A 25,636-nucleotide genomic window follows, 5' to 3' on the forward strand; every position below is an offset into this window, starting at 1 on the left:
ATTTTCCCCGGGGAAAATGCGGCACCGCACAAATATTTTCAGAAATTACTTCACAAATGTACTATTCATTGCTATAGTTAATTCAAGTAAGCAGCTTCTCATCCAGAAATGCTTCACCGGCAGCACGGCGCCCACCCGCGCAACGCTGCCGGACCGACCGGTACGTGGCGAGCCGGCCCATCCACCCAGCCATCATGCACATATTGGAGTCTTATCATGCAAGCCAAATCACTCATCGCAGCATTGTTTGCCATCACCACCGCCGCTTCGGCTTTCGCCCAGAGCGCCGCGCCTGCCAGCACCGGCCAGCAATTGACGCGCGAGCAAGCCACGGCCGAATACATCCGTGCCCGCGATGCCGGCGAAATCGCCACCAGCGTAGCCGACTATCCGAAAACGCCGGCCACCGCCGCCAGCAATGTCACGCGCGAGCAAGTCATGGCCGAGTTCTACGCCGCCCGCAAGGCCGGCCAGATCCCGCAGACGGAAGCCGATTTTGACGTGGCGCAAACGACCAAGCACGTCGTCAAATAAGAAACCAGTCAGCCGGTTTCAGTCAGTCAGTCAGTCAGTAACACACCTCAGTTGCGGCGCAGCATTCGGGTCTACCCCGACCGGGCCACTCCCGGCGCTCACCGCGGCGAGCTGTCAGCAACACCCCCAACACTATCGGAGTCCCTGCATGTCCCTGCACCGCCGCCTGCTTGCCGCCAGCCTGATCCTTGCCTTGAGCGCTTGCGCCGACATGGGCCATATCGCGCCGCAGTCGGCCATGCTCGACGCCAACAAGCTGCAGGCGAGCAAGGCCATGGATGCCGCCGCCAGCGCCGCCATCCAATGGCCGCGCACGCAATGGTGGCAAGACTTGCACGACCCCCAATTGAACCGTTTGATGGAGCAGGCGCTGGCCGACAGCCCCACCCTGCGCGGCGCCCAGGCGCGCGTGCGCCAGGCCGAGGCGCTGGCCGGCGCGGCGGAAGACAAGACCCGTCCGCAGGCCGACGCGTCCGTCTCCATCAACCGCGAACTGTATTCGCTGCACGGCAGCACGCCGGCGCCGCTGGCGGGCAACTATGCGTGGCGCAACCAGGCCACCGTCACGGCTTCGTATGACCTGGACCTGTGGGGCCGCAACCGCGCCGCCCTGTCCGCCGCGCTGGGTGACGTGCAGATGGCCTCGGCCGAATCGCAGATGGCCCGCCTGGCCCTGGAAACGGCGCTGGTGCGCACCTACATCCAGCTGTCGTATGAATTCGCGCTGCAGGACGTGATCGAGCGCAGCCTGGCGCAGCGCGCCCGCATCCTCGACATCACGCGCCAGCGCAAGGCGGCCGGCATCGGCACCGATGTCGACGTGGCGCAGATCGAAACCACCCTGCCGGCCGGACGGCGCCAGCTGGAGCAGTCGGCCGAATCGCTGGCCCTGCTGCGCAACCAGCTGGCGGCCCTGGCGGGCAAGGGTCCGGGCGCCGGCGCGGCGCTCACGCGCCCCGTGCTGCGCCTGGACCAGCCGCTGGCCATTCCTGCCGCCCTGCCGGCCGACCTGATCGGCCGCCGTCCCGACATCGCCGCCCAGCGCTGGCGCGTGGAAGCGGCGGCGCAGCGCATCGACGCCGCCAAGGCCGAGTTCTACCCGAACGTCAACCTGGTGGCCTTCGCCGGCTTCCAGGCCTTCGGCTTCAGCCATTTCCTCGACGCCAACTCGGAAATCCGCGGCGCCTCGCCCGCGCTGAGCCTGCCCATCTTTGCCGGCGCCCGCCTGCGCGCCCAGCTGGGCAGCCAGACGGCGCTCTACGACGGTGCCGTGGAGCAATACAACGCCACCGTCATCAACGCCATGTCGGACGTGGCCAATGCCGTCACCAAAGCGCAGTCGCTGGAAAAGCAGCACCTGCTGACCGTGCAGGCGCTGGCCACGGCGCAGCGCGCGCGCGACCTGGCGGAAAAGGCCTACAAGGCGGGCATGAGCGACGCCATCAATATGCTCAACACGCAAGTGGCGCTGCTGGCGGAAGAACAGCAGCAGGCGCAAAATGGGGCACGCGAACTGGATCTCTACGTTTCCTTGATGAATGCACTGGGAGGCGGCATCTAGACTCGCGTTGCCATAGCTCAACAAGATACAATCGGAGCTTTATTGACACATGAAGGAATATGACATGACCGCTTTTGACGCCACCTCCAAGCGGCTGCAAAACATCCGCACGCGCATGCCAGGCTTCCCCATGGAACTGATGCGCCTGCTGCGCATGACGTACCACATTCAAAAAGGCATGAAGGACCTGACCAATGCCGCGCTGAAGAAGCATGACCTGGTCGATGCCAGCTACATGGTGCTGGCCGTGCTGTACGGCACGGACGATGAAACCTCGAACGCCTGCACCCTGGGCATGGCTTGCCATGAAAAGCCGGCCAACCTGACGCGCGTGTGCAACGACCTGGAAACGCGTGGCCTGATCCACCGCGGCACCCGCCCCGGCGACCGCCGCTCGGTGATGATCTCGCTGACGGACAAGGGCCGCGCGCTGATCGAAACGGCGCTGCCCGACGTGTACCAGGAAACCTCGGCCCTGTACGAAGGCTTCACGCCGGAAGAACTGCAAGTGCTCGACAAGCTGTACGTGCGCCAGTTGCGCAACCTCAACAATCTCAACAACCAGAACTGATAGCCTATCGATGACGCCAGCCACAGCAACAAAATCACTCCCCGGCCCCCTGACACGGGCGGCCCGCTGGCTGGCGCTGGCGCTGCAGGACTGGCGCACGACGGAAGGCGAACGCTGGATCTACGTCGGCAAGAACCTCATCGCCGCCTTCTGCGCGCTGTGGCTGGCCTACCGCCTGGGCCTCGATTCCCCCAGCACGGCCATGACCACCACCATCATCCTGGCCCTGCCCAGCAGCGGCATGGTGCTGGAAAAAAGCTTTTACCGCCTGTGCGGCACCCTGCTGGGCTGCCTGGCCGCGCTGACCCTGATCGGCCTGTTCCCGCAACAGCCCGTGCTGCTGTTCGCCGGCCTGTCCCTGTGGGTGGGCCTGTGCACGAGCGGCTCGGCCCTGCACCGCAACGCCCAGTCGTATGTGTACGTGCTGGCCGGCTACACGGCCTGCATGATCGTGCTGCCCGCCATCGAGCAGCCGACGCAGGTATTCGCGCTGGCCGTCACGCGGGTGGCCGAGGTGGGCCTGGGCATCATCTGCTCGGCCGCCGTCTCCAGCGTGCTGCTGCCGCGCCACCAGGGCACGCAGGTGATGCGCACGGTGCAGGCCCGCTACGGCAAGTTCCTCGCCTTCTGCCAGGACGTGCTGCAGCAAAAGCTCACGCCGGCCCAGGTGGAGCTGACGCATTTGCAGTTCGCCGCCGACGTGGCGGCGCTGGAGCTGGGCCGCTCGGCGGCCCTGTTCGAAGTGACCAGCAAAGTGGGCCACGTGCGCGCGCAAAACCGCAAGCTGCACGCCTTCAACGCCACCTTCATGACGGCGCTGACCACCTTCTACACCTTCCACCGCCTGTTCGACCGCCTGCAGCGCGACGGCGAAACCCAGGTCATGCAGGCGTGCGCGCCCCTGTACGCCATCGTCGCCGAAGCGCTGCAGACGACGCCGTCGCAGGACTCGCTCGACACCATGCAGCTGCACCTGCAGACGGCGCTGGCCCAGGCCCGCGCGCAGATCGACGGCGCGCCCGTCGCGCATGCGCAGCGCATCGATTTCGACACCGTCTGCGAACTGCTGGAACGCTTTGCGCGCGACATGAGCCGCTTTCACGAAGTGTATTTCAGCCTGGCCCACGACACCCCGCTGGAGATCAGCACGCCGCAGGCCTACGCGCCGAAGACGCCGCCCGCGCTGGTCATCGCCAGCGGCGCGCGCGCCGGCATCAGCCTGGCCCTGCTGGCCCTGGGCGCCTACTTCCTCGCCTGGCCCTACGCCGGCACGGCGATGCTGATGGCGGCCGTGTTCTGCGCCCTGGCCTCATCCTCGCCGCGTCCCATCATGATGATCCGCCAGGTGCTGACGGGCTTCTTGATCGCCATGCCGCTGTCGCTCGTGTGCGTGTACTTCGTGCTGCTGCACGGCGACGGCTTCCCCATGCTGGTGCTCAGCTTTGCACCCTTCCTGGCCGTCGGCCTGTACCTGATGACCAATCCCGCCAAGCTGGGCGTGGGCCTGGGCGTGTCGACCTTCATCACGCAGATGGCGCCGCTGAACGTCATGCGCGTCGACGGCGCCGGCTTTCTGAACACGGGCATGGCGCTGATCGTCGGCCTGATGCTGGCCGCCCTCGTGTTTGCCGTGCTGCTGCCCGAGCACACCATGGGCCACCGGGACCATGTGGGACCGGCCCTGTGGCGCGAAGCCCTGCACGCGTGCACGGCGCCCGTGCGCAGGGTCAAGCACCGCTTCGACAACCGCGTGCGCGACCTGCTCAGCCAGCTCAACGCGGCGGCAGGACCGGCGCCGGGCGTCGCCACGCGCGCCGTCGTGCGCCAGGCATTGAATCTGCTGGAAATCGGCCACTCGGTGATCGAACTGCGCGAACTGATCGCCAGCGCCCGCCCGGGCGCCACGCGCCACGCGCTGCAGCAGTGCGTGGACCACATCGGCGCCTGGCTGCGCACGCGCGCCGACGCGCAGCTGCAGGCGGCGCTGGCGGCCACCCTGCAGGCGGGCGCCGTGGTGCGCGCCGCGCAAGGCGAGGCGGATGCGACAGCCGAACGCAGCGCGCGCCTGCAGACGGCGCTCGCCGACCTGCATTCGATCTACACTTCATTACTCGACCAAATGGCGCCTGGCGCCGGAGACCACCATGCCGCGTGAATTCGCCCTGTTCGGAATCCTGATTCCTACCCTGCTGCCCCTGTTCATCCTCAGCATCGGCCTGCAAACCCTGCTCGACCGCGTGCTGGGCTGGCTGGGCGTGTACCGCATGGTGTGGCACCCGTCGCTGGCGCGGCTGTGCATCTTCATCGCCGTCTTCGGCGCGCTGGCCCTGTCGCTGTACAAATAATTAAAAAAACTGTTCAACCAATTTGAGAAGGGGTACCGCCATGGTAACCAAACTGACCCGCTATGCCATCACCCTGCTGCTCCTGGTGGCGGCCCTGTGGATAGGCAAGACCGTCTGGGACCGCTACATGGAGTCGCCATGGACGCGCGACGGCCGCATCAAGGCCGACATCGTCAACATCAGCGCCGACGTGGCGGGCACCGTCACGGACGTGCTGGTGCGCGACAACCAGGTGGTGCAGAAAGGCGACGTGCTGTTCGTCGTCGACAGGGAGCGCTATGTCAGCGCGCTGGCCCAGGCCGACGCCGTGCTGGCCGCGCAAAGGACGGAGCAGGGCCGCCGCGGCAAGGAAGCGCAGCGCCGCGCGGGACTCGACGCCAGCATCATCTCCACGGAAAGCCGCGAAAGCGCGGCCTTTGCCGCCACCTCGGCCACCTCGCAAGTGCAGGCCGCCGTGGCCGCCCGCGCCCTGGCGCAATTGAACCTGGAGCGCACCACCGTGCGCGCGCCCGTCAGCGGCTACGTGACCAACCTGAACGTGCACAAGGGCGATTTCGCCGCCGTCGGGGCGGCCAAGCTGGCCGTCATCGACAGCGCCTCGTACTACGTCGTCGGCTACTTCGAGGAGACCAAGCTGGGCATGCTGGCGCAGGATGACAAGGCGGAAATGAATCTGATGAGCGGCGGCACCCTGCACGGCCACATCGAGAGCATCGCGCGCGGCATCACCGACCGCGACGCCGCTACGGGCCGCGAACTGCTGGCGGACGTCAACCCCACCTTCAACTGGGTGCGCCTGGCGCAGCGCGTGCCCGTGCGCATCCATATCGACGAGCAGCCGAAGGGGCAGCTGCTGGTGGCAGGCACCACCTGCACCGTGGTGATCACGCCCCATTCGGCGCCAGCCGGCCCCGCGCCAGCCGCACCGCACAAGGCCTAACGGCCGCCGGCCACGTCGAGGATGCTGCCCGTCACATAGGTGGCGCCCGGCCCCAGCAGGTACAAAATGGCCTCGGCCACTTCTTCCGGCTGGCCGCCGCGCTGCATGGGCACGCCAGATTCCAGGCGCGCCACCCTGCCCGGCTCGCCGCCCGAGGCGTGGATATCCGTGTAGATGATGCCCGGCCGCACGCCGTTGACGCGGATGCCTTCGGCCGCCACTTCCTTCGCCAGGCCCACGGTGAGCGTATCGACGGCGCCCTTCGACGCCGCATAATCGATGTACTCCCCCGCCGAACCGAGGCGCGCCGCCGCCGACGAGACGTTCACGATGCGCCCGCCCTGACCGCCCGTCGCCGTCGACATACGCCGCACGGCCTGCTGGCAGCACAAGAAGTAACTGATCACGTTGGTGCGCAGCACGCGCTCCAGGCGCGGCACGGCAATGTCGACGAGCCGGCATTTCTGCTCCAGCACGCCCACATTGTTGACCAGCGCCGTCACCGTGCCCAGGCGGGCATCGGTCTCGGCGAACAGGCGCGCCACGTCTTGCGCGTCGCCGGCATCGGCCTGCACGGCGATGGCCTCGCCCCCTTCGGCGACGATGCGCGCGCGCAGCGCCCCGGCCGCCTGCGCATCGCGCACGTAGTTGATGCACACGGCATAGCCCTGGCGCGCCGCCAGCAAGGCCGTCGCCGCGCCGATGCCGCGGCTGCTGCCCGTAATCAGGATCACTTCCTTCATTGCCCCTCCCCGGTGGTTGTGGCCTCATCATACGCGGACGAAAAAAAACCCGCGCATGGCGGGTTTTTCTGCAGTCGCCTTCAGTTCCTGAAGTGCGTCATGGCGTAGCCCAGATGCTGCCACCAGTGCGCGCGCGTCTGCACGCCGGCCAGGCATTTCGCGTCGACTTCGCCCTTGAACGCGGGGTCCGCGCACGCCTTGGTGACCAGCGCATTGCGCTGGTTTTCCACGTTGACGACGGCGATCGCCAGCCACGCCACGAGGGCCAGGGCCAGCACGCACAGAGTCCAGGGCAGCTGCTTCATGAGAATCTCCGTTTACTTCTTCGCTGGCGCGGGAGCGCGCTCTTTCAGCACGCGCGCCACCAGTTCGTCCATCACGCGCAGGGTTGCCGCCTGGGTCTGCGGCTCGGACTGGCCAGGACGCGACAATTGCGCCGGCGAGGTGACGAAGCGGCCATCGATGACGATGGTCGGCGCGCTGTCGATCTTGCTGGCGGTGATCAGCTGCTCGTTGCGTTTCAGCTTGGTCTGCACGCCGAAGGAATTGAACATGTCCAGGTATTTCGCCTTGTCGATGCCGTTCTTCACCAGCAGGTCGAGGATGGCGTCGTCGCGGTTCAGGCGGTTGCGTTCGACGTGGATGGCGCGGAAGATCTTGTCATGGAACTGGTCCAGCTGGCCCATCGCCTCCAGGGTGACGTAGGCGTGCGCCTGCGGGTCCTTCGGGCCGGAGAAGGCCAGGTGGATGCGGCGGAAGGCGATCTTGTCGCCCTGCTTCTTGACCCAGTCGTGCATCAGCGGATCGAGCGCGTAGCAATGCGGGCAGGAATACATGAAGTATTCCACCACTTCCACCTTCTTGCCCGTGTCCGTGCGCACTGGCGTGGGGAGCGTGGTAAAGCCGGTATCGGCCGCCATGGCGCCGCCGGTGGCCGCCACCAGGGTGACGGCAGCAAGCAGGGGACGCAAGAAACGCAGAAAACGCATAATAATCCTTCATCATAAAGTGGTCGTGAACGGGGCGAGATTACCACTTTTTGCGCCGGACGATGAAGATCGGGCGCAAAAAAGGCGCGTTTACCGTCCCTGTCCGCGCCCGCTTAAGCCGCATTTAAGCCCCGCCGCGCCGGCGCCTCAGAAATGGTAGCGCGCCGAGATGCGCAGCTGGCGCCGGTCATTCTGGTAAATGCTCGAACGGCAGCCCGGCGCATCGCCGTAGTGGCGCCGGTTGGCCAGGTTGCTACCGGCCAGTTCCAGCTCCCAGGCGCCCAGCTTGCGCACGACGCGTCCGTCCACGGTGGCAAACGCGGGCACCTGCGCCAGGCAGCTGCCGGCGAAATCCGGGCCATAGCGCAGGGCGCGCAGCCACTGCACGCCCACGTCGGCGCTGGCGCCGCGCGGGCCCGTCCAGTACAGGCGCAGGGTCGCCAGGGTCTTCGGCACGAGCGCGATATCCGGGCCATCGTAGGCATAATCGTCATAGCGCGCATGCACCTGCCGCAGCTGGCCGTCCAGGCGCCAGTCGCGCGCCAGGGCCGCGCTGGCCTCGATGGCGATGCCGTCGCGGCGCGACGGCTCCAGGTTGCCGGCAAAGCCCAGCTGGCCCAGGCTGTGGTCGAAGACGATCTGGTTGCTCAGGCGCTCGCTGAACACGCGCACGGAGGCGCTGCGCGCGCTGTCGCCAAAGGTGGCGCCCAGCTCCGTCTCGCGCCGCTCCTGTCCCGCCAGCGGACGATAGCCGGCGCTCGTGTAGCCGTCGTCGTCGATGCGGTAGCTGCGCGCGCTCCTGGCGTACACGCTCAGCTGGGGACGCAGCAGCACGCTGCCCTGCACATCCCAGGCGTTCTGGTTTTCCCAGTCGCTGCCACCGAAGGGCATATCGGCGGGATCGAGCTGGATCTGTTCATGCCGCAGTCCCAGCAGCAGGCGGGGCGCCAGCGCGCCGCCGAAGGCCAGCTCTTCGCGCAGCAGCAGCGCGCGCGAAAACTGGTGGCGCTGCGCATCGCCTTCGCGCCCCCACGCGGCGCTGCCGGAACGCCGCTCCCACTGCATCAGGTCCAGCCCCACTTCCGTGTCCGTGCCCACGCCGCCCACCTTGCCGTAATGGCGCACGCGGGGCGCCAGCAGCCGGCGCCGGCTGCGGTAGGACGACTCGGCGCTGCCGGTCTCGCCCGCATACCGGGCCTCGGCGCGCTTTTCCCGCTGCGACAGTTCCACGCCCAGCTCGAAATTGCCCACGTAACGCTGCACGAAGGCGCTGGCGCGCTGCACTTCATAGCTGTACAGGTCTTCCGGGCGCGCCGCCAGCAGGGCCAGGTAGGGCGCCTCGGGCGCCGGGTAGCGCGTCTCCTGCGTCAGCTGGTCGGCCGTGAAGCCGAAACGCCCCTGCCGCAGCTTCCACTCCGCGCCGCCGTTGAAGCCGCGCTGGTGGAACACGCTGCCATCGCGGTAATTGCCATTGCGCTGTCCATCCACCGCCGCGTCGAGGGCCATGCCATCGCGGTCGTACGACAGGGCGCCGCGCATGCTGTGCTGGCCGCCCTGCGCCAGCTCGCCCGACAGGTCGCCATGCGTGACGCCGGCCGGCGCGGCGGACGCGCCGCCGGCCGCATCGCCCCCTTCCTGCGCACATGCCGGCATGGCCAGGGCACACAGCAGCAAGGCGCGCGTGGCAACGGTCAGGGCGAGGGGAACAGGCATCATGGCGGCTGGCTTGAGTGCAATGGCATGGTCGCGGCGCGCTCGCGCGCTCGTGGGTAGACGGGATGGCAAAAGCGAATCATTATACGCACGCCGCGCGGCGCCGCAAGCGCCTGCGCCATCAGCTGCCCAGGCGCCCTTCCTCAGCCAGGAAATCGATGAAGGTGCGCACTTTCGAGGACAGGTAGCGGCGGCTCGTGTAGACGGCATACACCTTGCCGCCCGCCAGCCGGTAGCCGTCGAAGAGGCGCACCAGCCGCCCCGCGGCCAGGTCCGCATCCGTCTGCCACGAGGGCAGCAGGGCGATGCCCATGCCGTCGAGCGCGGCCGCGTGCAGCAGGCTTTCGTTATTGCACTGCAGGACGGGACTGAACTTCACCGTCTCGCGCCCCTGCGCCCCGTCGAAGGCCAGTTCATTACCGTTTGACAACAACGAATAACTGATCATGGCGTGCTGCGCCAGCTCCTGCGGCGCCTGCGGATGGCCGCCACGGGCCAGGTAGGCGGGCGCGGCCACGAGGTGAAAGGCGATGCTGCCGATGGGCCGCGCAATCAGGGCGGGCGACGGCGCCTGGCTCACGCGCAGGGCCAGGTCGAAGCCCTCTTCCACCAGGTTGACGACCCTGCCGCTCAAGTCGATGTCGAAGGTCACTTCCGGAAAGCGTGCGCGGTAGGCGGCCAGGGTGCGCGTAAAGATGGCGTTGGCGAACCAGACGGGCGCGCTCAGGCGCAGCATGCCGCGCGGCACCACCGTCGTGCGGCCCACCGTCGCTTCCACCTCGTCGAGATTGTCGAGCATGTCGCGGCACTGTTCAAAATACACCTTGCCGATTTCCGTCAGGCTCAGGTGGCGGCTGCTGCGGTTCAGCAGGCGCGCGCCCAGGTGGCGCTCCAGATGCATCACGTGCTTGCTGACCATGGCCGGCGACAGGTCCAGGCGCTCGCTGGCGCGCACGAAGCTGTCCAGCTCCACGACGGCGCGAAACACGCGCATGCTGCGCAAGGTATCCATGACATCCCCATCATCAACAAAAAGGAAATGATATATCAATAATAGCGATCTTGATCAACTCATTGCGCATGACTATCATGGTGTCATCATCAGCCATTCCCACCAGGAGCCGCCATGCAAGAGCACACCTTCCCCACCTATTTCCTGTCGCACGGCGGCGGCCCGTGGCCCTTCATGAAGGAGCAGTTCGGCGACCGCTACGACGTGCTCGAAGCGTCGCTGCAGGATATCCCGCGCCAGATCGGCGCGCGTCCCCAGGCCGTGCTCGTCGTGACGGCACACTGGGAAGGGCCGCAATTTCTCGTCTCGGCCAGTCCGCAGCCAGGCATGATCTACGATTACTCGGGCTTTCCGCCGCACACGTATCAGATCCGGTACCCGGCGCCGGGCGCGCCGGCACTGGCGGCGCAGGTCAAGCAGCTGCTCGATGCGGCCGGCCACCCTGCCCGCCTGGACCACGAGCGCGGTTTCGACCACGGCACCTTCAGCGCCCTGTACCCCATCTACCCGCAGGCGGACGTGCCGCTGGTGCAGCTGTCGCTGAAACACGGCTACGATCCGCTCACGCACGTCGAGGTGGGCCGCGCGCTGGCCGGCCTGCGCCGCCAGGGCGTGCTGATCGTCGGCAGCGGCCTGTCCTATCACAACCTGCGCCAGTTCGGCCAGGCGGGCGCCGTCGCCTCGCACCAGTTCGATGCCTGGCTGCGCGACACGATGGCCCTGCCGCCGGCGCAAAGGCTGGAACAATTGCTGGCCTGGGACAGGGCACCGGGCGCGCGCCAGGCCCATCCGCAGGAAGACCATCTGCTGCCGCTGATGGTGGCGCTGGGCGCGGCCGAGCAGGAATCGGCGCAGGTGGTGTACCACGAGGAAGATTTCTTCGGGGCGCTGGCCGTCACCAGCTTCAAGTTCGGATAAGCGGGCAGCCCATGAAAAAAGCGCCGCGACAGCAATGTCGCGGCGCTTTTAGAGCTGGGTCAGACGGAGACGCCGGAAGCCGGGGTCAGACCCTCGACACCGCAAACGGCTGGTTCAGCGTCAACGTCACCGGGGGTCTGACCCCAGAATTTGCTGTGGGATGAATTGGCGGCCGTGAATTACGTGCCGCGCTTGCCGCGCGCCGCATTCTTCGCCTTTTCGGCCGCGATCTCCGCCGCCTTGGCCGCCTTTTCCGCCATCTCGGCCGCGTGCTGGGCCAGCAGGGCCGCGCGCGTGTCCGGCGTTTCCAGCGAAATGCGTCCCAGGATGCCGCTGCGGTAGTCCAGCAGCAGGGTGTGCGACGCTTTCTCGAAATCGTAGTCGCCGCCCTTGATGCGGAAGCCCCGCTTGGCGGCGATGCCTTCGACCACGCCGATGGCGTCGACTTCGCCGACCTTGGTGCCGTAGCGGGCCGCCAGCAAGTCCGGGTAGCGCTTAAGCAATTCCTCGGCCAGGAACACGGCCACTTCCTCTTCGATCAGCGCGTTCGAGCCGATGGCGTGGCTGGCTGCCAGCATCAGGCCGTCGCTGGGGATGGCAATCTTCGGCCACAGCATGCCGGGCGTGTCGACGAGGATGGTGTTCTTGTCCAGGTACAGCTTTTGCTGCATTTTCGTCACTGCCGGCTCGTCGCCCACCTTGGCCACGCGCTTTTTCAGCAGCGCGTTCATCAGGGTCGACTTGCCCACGTTGGGGATGCCCATGATCATGATACGCAGCGGCTTGGTCGGCACGCCCCGGTGCGGCGCCAGCGATTTCGCCAGTTCCGGGATGCGCGCCACATCGCCCGGCTTCTTGGTCGTCATCGCATACGCCGTCACGCCTTCCTGGGCGTTGAAATACGCCACCCAGGCGGCCGTCGCGGCCGGATCGGCCAGGTCGGTCTTGTTAAGGATCTTCAGGCAGGGGCGCTGGCGGAACAGGCGCAGCTCGTCCACCATGGGATTGCAGCTGGCTGCCGGCAGGCGCGCGTCCACCACTTCAATCACCAGATCGGTGTTCTCCATGGTCTCGGCCGCTTTCTTGCGGGCCGCGTTCATGTGTCCTGGGTACCATTGTATCGCCATGCTCTTGCTTTCAAAATCGTTCGGTCAATCCGCTATTTTACGTGGTTGCCGCCACAGCGTCGCGTTTACTGACGGCAATGGCTGCCGTGCGACACGAACGAGACAATTGGTGATAATTTGGCAGTTACATGAATGATAAGATCCGTGTCCGTCCATGCGGGCCGGCCCGCTCCCCGCATATTTAACCTGGCTGTTTTCCATGTCCGTCTTCCGCACCGCCTTCCTTGCCGCCCTTTGCGCCGTCCTGCCGCCGGCCCTGGCCCAGGAACAGCCGCCAGCGCCAGCCGAGCCGTCCAGCCAGGAAGTGCAGCAGACCGTCGACGTGCAAAGCACGCGCGATCCCGACCTGCGCCCCTACCGCACCATGCTCAAGGGCGTCGACGCCTATGCCGACCACCTGCGCCTGGCGCCCGCTGCGCCGCTGCGCTTCATGCTCATCCCAGCCACGCCGACGGGCAAGCTCGACGGCGTCACCCTGCACCTGTCGGCCGAAAACCTGTCGATCCCCATCCCGCTGGCCGCCAACGGCAGTTTCACGCTGGCGCGCGACAAGGCCGCCTACGACGCGAATGCGGACCTGGTCAGCAACAAGAAGCGCGACACCGTGCGCTGGCGCGCCGACATCCATACGCCCGGCCTGCCGGCGAATGTGCGCCGCCTGGGCGACCTGCGCATGGAATGCGAAATCCGCTGGGCCGTGGAGCAGGACGATCTGCCGTTTGTCCGGCGCAATCTGTTCCGCCTGGCGGGCGGCCCCTGCCACTCCTCGCTGATCCACGTGCCCTATCCCGTGTTCCGCAAGCTGCTGGCCGTGCAGGCGCGCTCGGGCGAGCGCACGGCCGCCATCCGCATCACGGCAGACCAGCAGCGCTACGTGCCGCCCCTGCATGACCAGACGTGGGACGACGATACCTTGCTGACCCTGACCTATGCCGACGAGAGCCAGGTCGCCACGGCAGCGCCTGCCAGCACGCAGTAATGGTGCGGTCGGAAACCATGTTAAATATTTCTACACGGATTTATATATTTACTGCCAGCAATAAAAAAGTATGCTCTAATATCGCCTCTTAAATGAAAAGCAATGTTTCCAGGCTGGCTCCCGCCAGACGCAGGGAGATAGGCAACGGGGATAGGGCGATATGACGATGGAACAGACGGACGCGGCGCAGGCCGGGCCTGAGCGTGGCGGCCGGCGCCCGCGCAAGAAGGCCGCGGCCAAGCGCGTGCCGCGCGGCGGCAGCGTGCCGCGCCTGAAGAAGGAATGCCGGCAGCTGCAGCTGCAGGTGGCGCAGCTGGAAGAGCGGCTGAAACGCCAGAGCGCCGACAGCTATGGCCTGCAGATGCTGTACGACCAGCTGGTCAATGAAATCAAGTACCACCGCGACATGCTGCAGCTCGACAGCTTTGACGCGGAAAAATCGTCAGGCGTCTACACGGAGGCGTGGCGCCGCTTCATGGCCGGCGACGCGCTCGACTACCAGACCCACCGCCACACCAATTCCCGCAGCCGCCCGACCTTGCTGTAGCTACAGTTCCGCCAGCGCCTTCACGTGCGCCGCCACGCTGCGGCCCAGCGACGACAGGTTATAGCCCCCTTCCAGGCAGCTGACGATGCGGCCCTTGCCATACTGCTGGGCCACGGCCATCATCTGCTGCGTCATCCACGTATAGTCGGCCTCCACCAGGCCCATGCCGCCCACGTCGTCTTCGCGGTGGGCATCGAAACCGGCGGAAATGAATATCATCTGCGGCTGCTGGCGGTGCAGCGCCGGCAGCCAGTGGTCGAGCACCAGCTGGCGCACCACGTCGCCCTTCGAGCGGGCCGGCACGGGCACGTTGACGCGCGTGTCCGTGTAGGACTCGACGTCGCTGTAGGGATAGAACGGATGCTGGAAGAAGCTCACCATCAGGATGCGCGGGTCGTGCGCCACGGATTCGGCCGTGCCATTGCCATGATGTACGTCAAAGTCGACGATGGCCACCCGTTCGAGCCCCCGCACGTCGAGCGCATGCTTGGCGGCGATGGCCACGTTATTGAACAGGCAAAAACCCATCGGTTCGCTGGGCCGCGCATGGTGGCCGGGCGGGCGGATGGCGCAGAAGGCATTGCTGATCTCGCCATCGATGACGGCATCCGTGGCCGCCACGGCCGAGCCGGCCGCAGCCAGCGCCGCATTGTAGCTGTGCGCATTGAGCAGGGTGTCGCCGTCGAGCGGATAGTAGTCGCCCACGGGCGGCACGTTGTCGCGCACGAGGCCGATGGCCGTGGCGCTGTGGTTGCGCTCGATATCGGACAATTGCGCGCGCGCGCCGTCGCGGTGCTCGACCAGGTCGCTGATGTGCGCAAGGATCAGTTGATCATTGATGGCCTGCAAGCGGGCCGGCGATTCGGGATGCCAGTCGCCCATTTCGTGGCGCTGGCAATCGGGGTGGGTATAAATGGCTGTGCTCATGCGCTGTACTGGTTACCTCTGTCTCTGTCCATACTCCGTCCGCGCGGGGAACGCTGCATGGCATTCCTGCCCGCCAGGCGCGTTCTCGCATAAAATCATTGGCTGGTCTGTGCCGCCCTTGCCGCAACCCTAATCTACCACGTGCGCGGCGCGGGCGGGCGGCGCCATTTGACCTGGCCAAAGCGATTGTAAATTAAATAATCCCGTGTACTGTGATAGAAATAGCATGTTTTCGAAAATACACCAGGCCGCGCGCCAGATCGGCGAAGTTCTCGTCGGCAAAGACTTGCAGATCCGCCAGACCCTCGCCTGCGTGCTGGCCGGCGGCCACCTGCTGATCGAGGACGTGCCCGGCGTCGGCAAGACCACCCTGGCACACGCGCTGGCCATCACGCTGGGCCTGCAATGGAAGCGCCAGCAATTCACCAGCGACCTGCTGCCCGCCGACGTGGCCGGCATGAGCGTGTATGACCGGGGCAGCGCCAGCTTCCTGTTCCACCCCGGGCCCCTGTTCACGCAAGTGCTGCTGGCCGACGAGATCAACCGCGCCACGCCGAAGACGCAGTCGGGCCTGCTCGAAGCGATGGAAGAGCGGCAAGTGACGCTCGATGGCGTGACGCATGCGCTGCCGCAGCCGTTCTTCGTCATCGCCACGCAAAACTGCGCGCACCAGCTGGGCACCTTTCCCCTGCCCGAATCGCAGCTGGACCGTTTTCTCATGTGCGTCACCCTGGGCTACCCCGATGCGGCCGCCGAACGGGCGCTGCTGCTGGGCGCGGACCGCCGCGCCATGCTGCACACCTTGCCCGCCGTGATGAGCGGCGAGGAATTGCTGCAGGCGCAGGCGGCCTTGCACGCCATCCACGCCTCGTCCGCCCTCGTCGACTACGTGCTGGCCCTCGTGCACGCCACGCGGGCGCCGGGCATGTTTGCCGACGGCCTCAGCCCCCGCGCCGCGCTGGCCCTGCTGCAGGCGGCGCGCGCCTGGGCCGCCCTGGAGGGACGCGACCACGTCACGCCCGACGATGTGCAAGCCGTGCTGCTGCCCGTCTGCGCCCACCGCCTGCATGCGGCGCAAGGGGCCACGGACAGCCGCGCGCTGCTGCAGCAATTGCTGTTGAACACCCCCGTCTGAGCGGCATGCGCTGGCGCGATCACCCGTGGCTGCCGGCGCGCCCCTGGCTGGGCGCGCAGCGCGTGCACATCCGTCCCTCGCGGGCGGGCCTGGCGTTTGCGGCCCTGCTGCTGGCGCTGTGGATCGCCGCCGTCAATTACCGCCTGGGCCTGGGCTATGCGCTCACGTATGTCGCGGCCGCCTGCGCCATCGCCGACATGCTGTTTGCCAGCCGCAACCTGGCGGGCCTGGCCCTGGCCGCCGTGCCGGGACCGCCCGTCTTCGCGGGCAGCCACGCCGTGTTCACCTTGCGCCTGATCAACCGCAGCAGCCGCCCGCGCCACGCCATCCGCCTGGCCGTCACCGCTGCCGCCGCGGCGCCCCACCTGGCCGATATCCCCGCCCATGGGGACACGGCCGTCAGCATCGGCGTGGCGGCGCCGCAGCGGGGCTGGCTCCCTGCCCCGCCCGTGCGGCTGTCGGGCAGTTTTCCGCTGGGCCTGTTCCTCGCCTGGTGCCACTGGCAGCCCGAGGCGCGCGTGCTCGTGTATCCGCAGCCCGAGGCGGCGGCACCCGGGAAGTCGCCGGCGTGCGCGCCTACCAGCCGGGCGACCCGCTGCAGCGCCTGGCCTGGCGCCAGATCGCCCGCCACGACGGCGAACATTTGTTCAGCAAGCAATTCCTGCCCGCCGCCGAAGCACCCGCGGGCACTCCCCAGGGCAACATCGTGCTCGACCACGCCGCCCTGTCCGCGCTGCCGCCGGAGGCACGGCTGGCGCGCCTGGCCGCCTGGGTGCTGGCGGCGGAACGGCACAGCCTGCCCTACGGCCTGCGCCTGGGCGCGCTGAGCATCGCCCCGGGCCTGGGCGCCAGCCACCGCGACGCCTGCCTGCGCGCCCTGGCCCTGCACGAGCCGCCCCAATACGCTCCGCTTGCCCAGGCGGCGCGACGGGCCGTGCCGCAGGCCATGCAGGCGGCGCCATGAAGCACTGGCTGACCAATTTGCCGCGCGACAAGGCCGACATCCTGCTGCTCTTGCTGGCCGCCGCCATGGTGCTGGCGCCGCACGCGCTGCACCTGCCCCCATGGCTGTCGGCAGCCACGGGGGCACTCCTGCTGTGGCGTGCCGCTATCACCGTGCGGGGCCGGCGCCAGCCGCGGCTGGTCCTGCTCCTGCCGCTGGCCCTGGCGGGCCTCGCCGGCATCCACGCCAGTTACGGCAGCCTGCTGGGGCGCGACCCCGGCGTGGCCATGCTGGCCTGGCTGCTGGCCTTGAAAGGGCTGGAAATGCATGGCCGGCGCGACATCTTCGTCGTCGTTTTTCTTGGCTTCTTCCTCCTGCTGGCCCAGTTCTTTCATGCGCAGGGCATCCTCAGCGCCGCCTGGATGTTGCTCACCGTCATCGTGCTGCTGACCGCCCTGCTGTCGGCCCAGTACGGCGCCACGCGCCCGCGCCTGCCACAACGGCTGCGCCTGCTGGGACGCCTGCTGGCGCTGGCCCTGCCCATCGCGGCCCTGCTGTTCCTGGCCATGCCGCGCCTGGATGGCCCCCTGTGGGGCGCACCGCCCGAAGGCACGCAAGCGCGCACGGGCCTGTCCGACAGCATGCAGCCGGGCGCCATCGCCTCGCTGGCCCTGTCCGGCGAAACCGTCTTCACGGCCCGCTTTGCCACGCCGATACCGCCACAAGACCAGCTGTACTGGCGCGGCGTCGTGCTGGGCGACTACGACGGCAGCACCTGGACACGCAGCGGTGCCGCTCCCGGCAAGCGCCAGCCCGCCATCGACGGCCGGATCGAGATTGCGCTGGAAGGCGAAGCGAGCAGCTACGAAATCACCTTGCAGGCCAGCGGCCAGCGGCGCGTGTTCGCGCTCGACCTGCCGCGCAGCATCGAACGCCTGCCCGGCAACCCCTACGTCGTCTCGGCCGCGCTGGAAGTGCAGACCGTGCAGCCCCTTACTTCGACCGTGCGTTACCGCGCCAGTTCCCAGCCCCGCTACCGGTGGCAGGCGCGCCTGACGCCGCAGCAGCAACAGCCCTGGCTGGCCTTGCCCGCAGGCAGCAACCCGCGCAGCGTGGCCTGGGCGCGCAAGCTGCGCGGCAGCGGCACGCAGGCGCTGGCTCCCGAGGCCGCCATCGCCGCCGTCCTCGCTCACTTCCGCCGCGCGCCATTCCGCTACACCCTGCAGCCGCCGCTGCTGGGCAAGGATGGCGTGGACGACTTCCTGTTCGCCACGCAGGCGGGCTTTTGCGAGCATTACGCGGGCAGCTTTGTCGTGCTGATGCGCGCCATGGGCATACCGGCCCGCGTCGTCACGGGCTACCAGGGCGGCCTGCGCAACGCGGCCGACAACAGCCTGAGCGTGCGCCAGTCCGACGCCCATGCCTGGAGCGAAGTGTGGCTGGCGGGCCGGGGCTGGGTGCGCGTCGACCCCACCGGCGCCGTGGCGCCCCTGCGCACGCAGCGCGACCTGGACGCCGCCCTGCCGGCGGCCCCGTCGCCGCTGACAGCGTGGCGCACGCTGGTCGGCCTCGACGGGGGCGCCGGCGGGACCATCGCGGCGTGGCGCCAGCAATGGCAGCAGGCCGAACTGGCCTGGAACAGCTGGGTGCTCGACGCCACGCCGCAGCGCCAGCACGCCATGCTCGACGGCGTGAAAAACCTGCCGGCGCACAAGGTGGCCCAGGCCTGCGCCGTGCTGGCCCTGCTGGCGGCGCTGGCCGGCGGCCTGCTGCACTGGCGCCACGGCCGCGCCGGCGATCCGCTCGACGCCCTGTACGCGCGTTTTTGCCGCCTGCAGGCGGGGCGCGGCTACAGCCGTGCGCCGCATGAAGGCCCGCACGGTTATGCTGCGCGGCTGGCGGCGGGCAAGGCCTCGCCCGAGGCGCACGCCGCCATGGCACGCTTTCTGGCAATCTATGCGACGATGAAGTATGGTAATGCCAGCCCAGACGACCACCTCCGCGCGCGGCGCAGCTTGCGCCGCCTGCTAACCCAATGCCGATGAGACGCTCCTTGTTACCGATCAAATACCCCGCCCTGTCCCTGCTGCTCGCCTTGCCCCTGTGCCTGTCCGGCGTCCACACCGCTGCGCACGCCGCAGAAAACAGCAATATTTCCGCGGCCGACCGCGCCCGCGCCGTGCGCGCGGCCAAGACCCCGCCCGTCAAAAAGACGGCGCTCAACGCGGCAGCCAGGAAAGCCCCCGCGAAATTCGACTTCGAAGGCGAATTTGTCGACTATGCCAACTGGAAAGAAGTGCGCGCCTTCCTCGACGAGATGTCGGCCAAGCATGGTTTTGACCGTGCCGAGCTCGACACGCTGTTCGGCAAGGTGCGCTACGTGGACACGACGGTGCAGCTGATGAAACCGGCGCCGCCGGGCAAGCCGAAGAACTGGCAGGCGTACAGCGCCCGCTTCATCGAGCCCGTGCGCATCAATGCCGGCGTGAAATTCTGGGACGAGAATGCGGAAGCGCTGGCCCGCGCCGAGCGCGAATATGGCGTGCCGGCCGAGATCATCGTCGGCATCATCGGCGTGGAAACCGTGTACGGGCGCAATACGGGCCGCTTCCGCGTGCTCGATGCGCTGACGACGCTGGCGTTTTCCTATCCGGAAAGTCCGACCCGCGCCGCCCGCATGGAATTTTTCAAGGGTGAACTGGAAAACGCGCTGCTGTTCGCGCGCAAGGATGGCATCGACCCGCTGACCTTGCTCGGCTCGTATGCGGGCGCCATCGGCCTGCCCCAGTTCATGCCCAGCAGCATCATGAAATATGCCGTGGACTTCGATGGCGATAGTCACATCGACCTGCGCAATTCGACGGCGGACGCCATCGGCAGCGTGGCGCATTTTCTCGTCGAACACGGCTGGCGCCGCGACGACCCCGCCATCAGCGTATATCCCGTCACCGTCTCGGCCAGCCGCGCGTGGGAAAAATTCATCGGCCAGGGCTTGCAGGCCAAGTACCGCCTCGATGAGTTGCAGGCGGCCGGCGTCAGCGTCGTTGACACCCCGCCACCCAACATGCTGTTCGGCCTGATTGATTTACAAAATGGTTCAGAAGCAACTGAGTATAGCTTGGCAACCAATAACTTCTTTGCTATAACTCAGTACAACAGAAGTTATTTTTATGCCATGTCAGTGATCGACCTGGGCAAGGCCATCAGCCAAGTGCGCGCTCGCTAACCGAAAGTCGGTGTAAAGTTATAATATTACTTGTAAGAAAGCGTAAGCGATGTTGAAGCGACCTGCAAACAGGTCTATGGTGGAGTCGATAACATCGTGCCAGCCTCGCTCGCCAGCCTGTTGTGCGGCACGGGATACGGAAATGGTTTTATACTTAACTTTTGTCAAAGTACAATTTTTGTTCTATCATAGAGCATAATAAAGAATAAATAGGTGTTGCAGCTAGACAACGCCGATTCTGTACAAAGCAAGATTACGGGGCTTTCCAGCCTGAAATTAAATCCTGTTGTACAATTGTGTATATATTATGAAAAACTGTATCCCGGATCGTACCGTGTGTGAATTCGTTCCTTTTAGTAAAGAATGAACATGAACGCAGCAAGAGCGAGCTCCGAGTGTTTTTTACTTTGCAGTGCAACTACAGAAGGAACAATAACATCATGACAAACCAAGTCGGCATTGATATGAACAGCGATTCGGACTCCGACGATCTGCTTCAGTACAACCCAAACAGACTGCTCGATACCCTGATCGAAAACCTGCGCCTGAAAAACGACGCAGCCCTGTCGCGCGCCCTGGAAGTGGCGCCACCAGTCATCAGCAAAATCCGCCATCACCGCCTGCCGGTCGGCGCTTCGCTGCTGATCCGCATGCACGAAGTCAGCGACCTGAGCATCCGTGACCTGCGTTACCTGATGGGTGACCGTCGCAACAAATTCCGCATCAGCGACAAGCAATTCAAGCCAAAAGAAGGCGAAACGCCACAAGGCTGATCCTGCCAGTTACGCAGGTTTTCCCTCCCCGCCATGGGGAGGGGGTGTTTCATCAGTGGTTTCAGCAGTGCCCAGGCCGTTCTGGCCGACCTCTCTCCCGCCTTACCGTATTCCCCAAGGATATTGACGCCCGACACAACCGTCACGCGCGGCAGTAATTGGTGGCCAAGCAGCGCAACCGTGCCAGCGCACGGCGAGCAGCGCAGGCGGCAAGGCGCGCCGCGCGCAGTGTGCCCGGCCGTCCGCCATCAGGCAGGAAACACGCCTGTCGATAAGTAGCGGTCGCCGCGGTCGCAGACGACGAAGACGATGGTTGCGTTTTCCACCGTCTGCGAGATGCGCAGGGCGATTTCGCAGGCGCCGGCCGCCGAGATGCCGCAGAACAGGCCCTCTTCCGCCGCCAGGCTGCGCGCCATGCGCTCGGCCACGCCCTGGCTCACATATTCCACCTGGTCGACGCGGCTCTTGTCGTAGATTTTCGGCAGGTACGCTTCCGGCCACTTGCGGATGCCGGGAATCTGCGACCCTTCCTCGGGCTGGGCGCCGATGATCTGGATGGCGGGATTCTGTTCCTTCAGGTAGCGCGACACACCCATGATGGTGCCCGTCGTGCCCATGGCGCTGACGAAGTGCGTGACCCGGCCTTCCGTGTCGCGCCAGATTTCCGGCCCCGTGCTTTCATAGTGGGCCCGCGAATTATCTTCGTTGGCGAACTGGTCGAGGATCACGCCGCGGCCATCCTTCTGCATCTGCTCGGCCAGGTCGCGGGCATATTCCATGCCGCCCGTCTTTGGCGTGAGCAAAATGTCGGCGCCGTAGGCGGCCATGCTCTGGCGGCGCTCCACGCTGAGGTTGTCCGGCATCAGCAGCAGCATCTTGTAGCCGCGCAGGGCGGCGGCCATGGCCAGCGCGATGCCCGTGTTGCCGCTGGTCGCTTCGATCAGGGTGTCGCCCGGCTTGATGACGCCGCGCTCTTCAGCGCGCTTGAGCATGGACATGGCGGCGCGGTCCTTCACGGAGCCGGCCGGATTGTTGCCTTCCAGCTTGCCGAGAATGACGTTGTTGCGCGCAAGCGCGTCGGCACCCGGCAAGCGCGTCAGCTGCACCAGCGGGGTATTGCCTATCGTATCTTCCAGTGTCTTGTAAGCCATCGTGTCTGTTTGAGTAATTTCAACAAAGACCCATTCTAATATGAGATGCTGGACGGCGTATGGCTAAAAACCCCGCTCCCGCCAGCCAGCCGGTGCCGTGGCCGCTGCCGCGCCAGGCCGCATGGCGCCTCGCTTTACGCCAGGCAAGGGCATGCGCGCGCCGTTCGCCAGCGCTCCGCGCACGCATGCGCTAGACTCGTGGCGGTTAGTTATTTTAGTAATTTGCTTATTCAATCAATGGATTAGTCATGGCCAGCACCGCACCCGAATTCATTCCCGAAACTACGCAGGACGACCCGGTCCAGCCCAGCAGCCTCGATATCCAGGGCCGCATGCACCAGATTTCCCCCGTCTTCACCGAAGCGGAGCTGCGCCGGCTGCAGCGCTATGGCAAGGTCTGCCACTACGCGGGCGGCGCCAGCCTGTTCGAGGCGGGCAGCAGCAGCTTCGGCATGCTGGTCATCCTGTCGGGCCAGGTCGCCGTCACGCGCCATGAGGGACTGGGCCGCACCTCGCTGATGCGCGAGATCGGCCCCGGCCACTTCATCGCCGAAGTGGCGCAGCTGTCGGGCCGCCCCGCCCTCGTCAACGGCCATGCCGTGGGCGACGTGGACGTGCTCGTGATCAGCTCGGAATCGCTGCGCGCGCTGATCGTGGCGGAAGCGGAAATGGGCGAGCGCATCGTGCGCGCCCTGATCCTGCGCCGCGTGGCCTTGATCGAAATCAATTCGGGCGGCCCCGTGCTGGTGGGGCCGCGTGGCAATGGCAACTTGTTCCAGCTGCAAAGCTTTTTATCGAGCAATGGCCATCCGCACACGGTGCTGGACCCTGCCACGGATGCGGCCGCCGCCGCGCTGGCCGAGCGCTACCGGCCCGCGCCGCAGGAGTGGCCGCTGGTCGTGTGTCCCGACGGCAAGGTCATGAAAAACCCCGGCAATGCGGAACTGGGGCGCTGCCTGGGCATGCTGCCCGATTTGTCCGGCGACAAAATCTTCGACGTGCTGGTGGTGGGCGCGGGACCGGCGGGCCTGGCCACGGCCGTGTATGCGGCCTCGGAAGGGTTATCGGTCCTGGCGCTGGAACAGCGCGCCTATGGCGGCCAGGCGGGCGCCAGCGCGCGCATCGAAAACTACCTGGGCTTTCCAACTGGCATTTCCGGCCGCGCCCTGGCGGGACGCGCCTACGTGCAGGCGCAGAAATTCGGCGTCGAGATCGCCACGCCGGCCAGCGCCGCCAACCTGCTGTGCGACAGCTGGCCCCTGCGCGTCAAGCTGTGCGACGGCACCCAGGTGCGCGCCCGCACGGTGGTGCTGTCCTGCGGCGCGCGCTACCGCCGCCCCTCGCTGGCCAACCTGAAAACCTATGAGGGTCGGGGCGTGTATTACTGGGCCTCGCCCATCGAAGCCAAGCTGTGCAAGCAGGAAGAGATCATCCTCGTGGGCGGCGGCAACTCGGCCGGCCAGGCGGCCGTGTTTCTCTCCGGCCACGCAGCCAGGGTCCACATGGTGATACGCGGCGAGGGCTTGGCGGCCAGCATGTCGAGCTATCTGATCGAGCGCATCGCCGCCACGCCCAACATCACCCTGCATACGCACACGGAAATCATCGCCCTCGAAGGCGACGAGGATGGCTTGACGGGCGCCCGCTGGCGCAATAATCACACGGGCGAAGAGTGCGATTGCGCCGTGCGCCGCGTGTTCCTGTTCGTCGGCGCCGATCCGAACACGGACTGGCTGCACGACTGCGCCGTGGCCGTAGACGAGCAGGGTTTTATCCGCACGGGCTTCGACGTCACGCGCGCCGAATGCCGCGCGCACGGCCACGCGATCTACCCTCCCGACTTGCCGGACCGTGCCGCGCTGGAAACGAGCGTGCCGGGCGTCTTCGCCATCGGCGACGTGCGGGCCGGCTCCACCAAGCGGGTGGCCGCGGCCGTGGGCGAAGGCGCGGCCGTCGTGTCGCAGATCCACGGCTTCCTGGCCAGATTGCCTGCCGGCAGCGCCTAAGCACGCCGGCTGCGCGTGGGTCTTATCCGGCGTGGACGCTAGCGCAAGGGAGTGGGATACGTTGCCACGCTGACGTTGCCATCCTTGTCGATGGCCTGGACGCCGAAGAAATAATTATCTTTCGACAATTTCAGCCGCGCCTCGGTGACATTGCCCACGTCTTGCGCGCCCTGCCACTGGTCCGCCGTCGTGGCGCGCCAGACGATGCGGTAGCCGGCCAGGTCCGGTTCCGTATTCGGCTGCCATTGCAGGGTCGTGGCGTTTTCCAGCTGCGCCGTGCGCACCTGCACACCGGCGGGCGCGGCAGGCGCCAGGGCCAGCGAGGCCAGGGCCGCCGCATTCACCCGCGTCACTTTCGCCACGTAGTCGTAGTCGACGAATTGCTGCAAGTCGCCATATTGCACGCCGTTTTCCACGCGCACATCCTGGTGCTGGTGGGAAAAATCCTCGTTCGGTTCCGTGAAACGCAGGGCCGCGTAGCCTTGTGCGAGGAAGGGCATGTGGTCGCCGCCGCGCAGGTAGCGGTCGGCGCGCTGGATGACGTTGACCTTGAAGCCGGGCACATAGCGCTCGCCCACCTGCTTCACATGGCGCGCCAGCTGGCGCGAGATGGAATCGTTCTCTCCGCCCGTGGCCACGAGGCCGCGCACGCCGTCGCTCATTTCCTTGACGGCGGGAATACCCTCGGCGAACAGGCGCACCTGGCCGCCGTCGACCGTGCCGTCGTCGGCGCGCGAACTGCCGATGATGTCGTTATTGAGCATGCCGGCGATATTGAGTTTTTTCAGCTTTGCCTGCTGCGCCCAGTGGCCGGAACCGAGCAAGCCCTGCTCCTCGGCCGCCACGGTCATGAAGACGAGGGTGGCGTCGAACTGGTAGCGCGCCATCACGCAGGCCATTTCGATCACGGCCGCCGTGCCCGAGGCATCGTCGTTGGCGCCGGGGGCGTTGCCGGTCGCATCCATCACGTCGGTGGCGCGCGAGTCGTAATGGCCGCTGACGACGTAGATGCGCTCGGCCGATTGCGGCTGGCTGCCAGGCAGGGTCGCCACCACGTTGACGATTTCCGTCGGCCGCGAAATGCGCTTCGAGACGGGTGCCACGTGGCTGTCGAAGGCCACCTGCAGGCGACCGCCCGCCTGCGCGCCGCAGCGCTCCAGCTCGGCCTTGATCCAGCGCCTGGCGGCGCCGATGCCCTGCGTGTCGGAGACGGTATCGGACATGGTGTGGCGCGTCTGGAAACCGACCAGCTTGCGCACATGCGCCTCGATGCGCTGCGGCGAGATCTCCGCCACGACGCGCTCGATCTGCGGCTGTGCCCTGTCGCCGGCCGGCGCCGCCAGCACGCCTGCCGACAGCAGCGCTGCCGTCATTCCCGTCAATATCCGTACCATGCCACTGTCTCCTGAGAATTGTTAGACGGCCATTCTCGCATTTTTGACGGCAGGCAAGGAAGTTCCCGGATGAAAATCATGCATTATAGAAACTGCTACAAT

24 protein-coding genes and 1 pseudogene are annotated in these 25,636 nt (G+C 66.5%); 16 read left to right on the forward strand and 9 right to left on the reverse strand.

Going from position 1 to position 25,636, the window contains the following annotated elements; genetic code table 11:
* Window positions 1-216: 216 nt before the first annotated feature.
* From EBS11_RS20665 to EBS11_RS20690, 6 genes are all read left to right on the forward strand, one after another.
* On the forward strand, window positions 217-534 hold the full coding sequence (locus EBS11_RS20665; RefSeq protein WP_290605905.1) for a DUF4148 domain-containing protein: 318 nt from the start codon (window positions 217-219) through the stop codon (window positions 532-534).
* 148 nt (window positions 535-682) lie between these two features.
* A complete protein-coding gene (locus tag EBS11_RS20670) occupies window positions 683-2,095 on the forward strand; it encodes an efflux transporter outer membrane subunit (protein ID WP_290605907.1) in 1,413 nt (470 codons plus the stop codon).
* Window positions 2,096-2,159: 64 nt separating this feature from the next.
* The gene (locus EBS11_RS20675; protein WP_071326643.1) at window positions 2,160-2,666 is read left to right on the forward strand and encodes a MarR family transcriptional regulator; all 507 of its coding nucleotides are present in this window, start codon (window positions 2,160-2,162) and stop codon (window positions 2,664-2,666) included.
* Between the two features lie 10 nt (window positions 2,667-2,676).
* Window positions 2,677-4,821 (forward strand): FUSC family protein, encoded by a 2,145-nt coding sequence (locus tag EBS11_RS20680; protein WP_290605910.1) that lies wholly within the window; start codon window positions 2,677-2,679, stop codon window positions 4,819-4,821.
* The gene (locus EBS11_RS20685; RefSeq protein ID WP_290605912.1) at window positions 4,811-5,011 is read left to right on the forward strand and encodes a DUF1656 domain-containing protein; all 201 of its coding nucleotides are present in this window, start codon (window positions 4,811-4,813) and stop codon (window positions 5,009-5,011) included. Before EBS11_RS20680 ends, EBS11_RS20685 begins: the two co-directional genes overlap by 11 nt.
* Before the next feature lie 40 nt (window positions 5,012-5,051).
* Complete coding sequence (locus tag EBS11_RS20690; protein WP_290605914.1) at window positions 5,052-5,951, forward strand: biotin/lipoyl-binding protein; 900 nt, start codon at window positions 5,052-5,054, stop codon at window positions 5,949-5,951.
* Here the strand turns inward: EBS11_RS20690 and EBS11_RS20695 are convergent.
* The 5 genes from EBS11_RS20695 to EBS11_RS20715 form a co-directional block, all read right to left on the reverse strand.
* Window positions 5,948-6,694 (reverse strand): SDR family oxidoreductase, encoded by a 747-nt coding sequence (locus tag EBS11_RS20695; protein WP_290605916.1) that lies wholly within the window; start codon window positions 6,692-6,694, stop codon window positions 5,948-5,950. The genes EBS11_RS20690 and EBS11_RS20695 overlap by 4 nt on opposite strands.
* Window positions 6,695-6,774: 80 nt before the next feature.
* Complete coding sequence (locus EBS11_RS20700) at window positions 6,775-6,999, reverse strand: hypothetical protein (RefSeq protein ID WP_290605918.1); 225 nt, start codon at window positions 6,997-6,999, stop codon at window positions 6,775-6,777.
* Between the two features lie 12 nt (window positions 7,000-7,011).
* Entirely contained in the window at window positions 7,012-7,683 is a 672-nt protein-coding gene (locus EBS11_RS20705; protein WP_290605920.1) for a thiol:disulfide interchange protein DsbA/DsbL, read from the reverse strand.
* Window positions 7,684-7,830: 147 nt separating this feature from the next.
* Window positions 7,831-9,399 (reverse strand): TonB-dependent receptor, encoded by a 1,569-nt coding sequence (locus EBS11_RS20710; RefSeq protein ID WP_290605922.1) that lies wholly within the window; start codon window positions 9,397-9,399, stop codon window positions 7,831-7,833.
* Window positions 9,400-9,517: 118 nt separating this feature from the next.
* Window positions 9,518-10,408 (reverse strand): LysR family transcriptional regulator, encoded by an 891-nt coding sequence (locus EBS11_RS20715; RefSeq protein WP_290605924.1) that lies wholly within the window; start codon window positions 10,406-10,408, stop codon window positions 9,518-9,520.
* Window positions 10,409-10,522: 114 nt separating this feature from the next.
* Between EBS11_RS20715 and EBS11_RS20720 the strand changes: the two genes are divergently transcribed.
* Entirely contained in the window at window positions 10,523-11,326 is an 804-nt protein-coding gene (locus tag EBS11_RS20720) for a class III extradiol ring-cleavage dioxygenase (protein WP_290605926.1), read from the forward strand.
* A gap of 179 nt (window positions 11,327-11,505) precedes the next feature.
* Here EBS11_RS20720 and ylqF read toward each other — a convergent pair whose 3' ends face one another.
* Window positions 11,506-12,453, reverse strand: a complete 948-nt coding sequence (ylqF, locus tag EBS11_RS20725; RefSeq protein ID WP_076567469.1) for a ribosome biogenesis GTPase YlqF — start codon at window positions 12,451-12,453, stop codon at window positions 11,506-11,508.
* A 199-nt stretch (window positions 12,454-12,652) separates the two neighbouring features.
* Between ylqF and EBS11_RS20730 the strand changes: the two genes are divergently transcribed.
* Both EBS11_RS20730 and EBS11_RS20735 read left to right on the forward strand, forming a co-directional pair.
* On the forward strand, window positions 12,653-13,432 hold the full coding sequence (locus EBS11_RS20730; RefSeq protein WP_290605929.1) for a hypothetical protein: 780 nt from the start codon (window positions 12,653-12,655) through the stop codon (window positions 13,430-13,432).
* Between the two features lie 160 nt (window positions 13,433-13,592).
* On the forward strand, window positions 13,593-13,979 hold the full coding sequence (locus tag EBS11_RS20735) for a hypothetical protein (RefSeq protein WP_290605931.1): 387 nt from the start codon (window positions 13,593-13,595) through the stop codon (window positions 13,977-13,979).
* On the opposite strand, the gene EBS11_RS20740 is transcribed toward EBS11_RS20735, so the two are convergent.
* The gene (locus tag EBS11_RS20740; RefSeq protein WP_290605933.1) at window positions 13,980-14,906 is read right to left on the reverse strand and encodes a histone deacetylase family protein; all 927 of its coding nucleotides are present in this window, start codon (window positions 14,904-14,906) and stop codon (window positions 13,980-13,982) included.
* 226 nt (window positions 14,907-15,132) lie between these two features.
* On the opposite strand from EBS11_RS20740, the gene EBS11_RS20745 reads away from it, so the two are divergent.
* The 6 genes and pseudogenes from EBS11_RS20745 (at window position 15,133) to EBS11_RS20770 (ending at window position 20,983) form a co-directional block, all read left to right on the forward strand.
* Window positions 15,133-16,041 (forward strand): AAA family ATPase, encoded by a 909-nt coding sequence (locus EBS11_RS20745; RefSeq protein WP_290605934.1) that lies wholly within the window; start codon window positions 15,133-15,135, stop codon window positions 16,039-16,041.
* A gap of 568 nt (window positions 16,042-16,609) precedes the next feature.
* Window positions 16,610-16,792: pseudogene (locus EBS11_RS28385) on the forward strand (DUF58 domain-containing protein); the annotation flags it as partial.
* Between the two features lie 21 nt (window positions 16,793-16,813).
* The gene (locus EBS11_RS20755; RefSeq protein WP_290605936.1) at window positions 16,814-17,005 is read left to right on the forward strand and encodes a hypothetical protein; all 192 of its coding nucleotides are present in this window, start codon (window positions 16,814-16,816) and stop codon (window positions 17,003-17,005) included.
* Window positions 17,002-19,029, forward strand: coding sequence for a DUF3488 and transglutaminase-like domain-containing protein (locus EBS11_RS20760; RefSeq protein ID WP_290605938.1), 2,028 nt, complete (start codon window positions 17,002-17,004; stop codon window positions 19,027-19,029). Before EBS11_RS20755 ends, EBS11_RS20760 begins: the two co-directional genes overlap by 4 nt.
* A gap of 8 nt (window positions 19,030-19,037) precedes the next feature.
* Entirely contained in the window at window positions 19,038-20,210 is a 1,173-nt protein-coding gene (mltB, locus tag EBS11_RS20765; protein WP_290605940.1) for a lytic murein transglycosylase B, read from the forward strand.
* Between the two features lie 440 nt (window positions 20,211-20,650).
* Entirely contained in the window at window positions 20,651-20,983 is a 333-nt protein-coding gene (locus EBS11_RS20770; RefSeq protein WP_034751784.1) for a hypothetical protein, read from the forward strand.
* A 248-nt stretch (window positions 20,984-21,231) separates the two neighbouring features.
* Here the strand turns inward: EBS11_RS20770 and cysM are convergent, their stop codons facing one another.
* Window positions 21,232-22,134 (reverse strand): cysteine synthase CysM, encoded by a 903-nt coding sequence (gene cysM / locus EBS11_RS20775; protein WP_034751785.1) that lies wholly within the window; start codon window positions 22,132-22,134, stop codon window positions 21,232-21,234.
* A gap of 248 nt (window positions 22,135-22,382) precedes the next feature.
* On the opposite strand from cysM, the gene EBS11_RS20780 reads away from it, so the two are divergent.
* Window positions 22,383-24,140: a cyclic nucleotide-binding domain-containing thioredoxin-disulfide reductase gene (locus EBS11_RS20780; RefSeq protein ID WP_290605948.1), complete on the forward strand. Its 1,758-nt coding sequence runs from the start codon at window positions 22,383-22,385 to the stop codon at window positions 24,138-24,140.
* A gap of 38 nt (window positions 24,141-24,178) precedes the next feature.
* Here EBS11_RS20780 and EBS11_RS20785 read toward each other — a convergent pair whose 3' ends face one another.
* A complete protein-coding gene (locus tag EBS11_RS20785) occupies window positions 24,179-25,534 on the reverse strand; it encodes a M28 family metallopeptidase (protein WP_290605950.1) in 1,356 nt (451 codons plus the stop codon).
* Between the last annotated feature and the right edge of the window lie 102 nt (window positions 25,535-25,636).

The sequence above is a fragment of the Janthinobacterium sp. genome (assembly GCF_009923995.1).
In the GTDB taxonomy this organism is placed as follows: Bacteria; Pseudomonadota; Gammaproteobacteria; order Burkholderiales; family Burkholderiaceae_D; genus Janthinobacterium.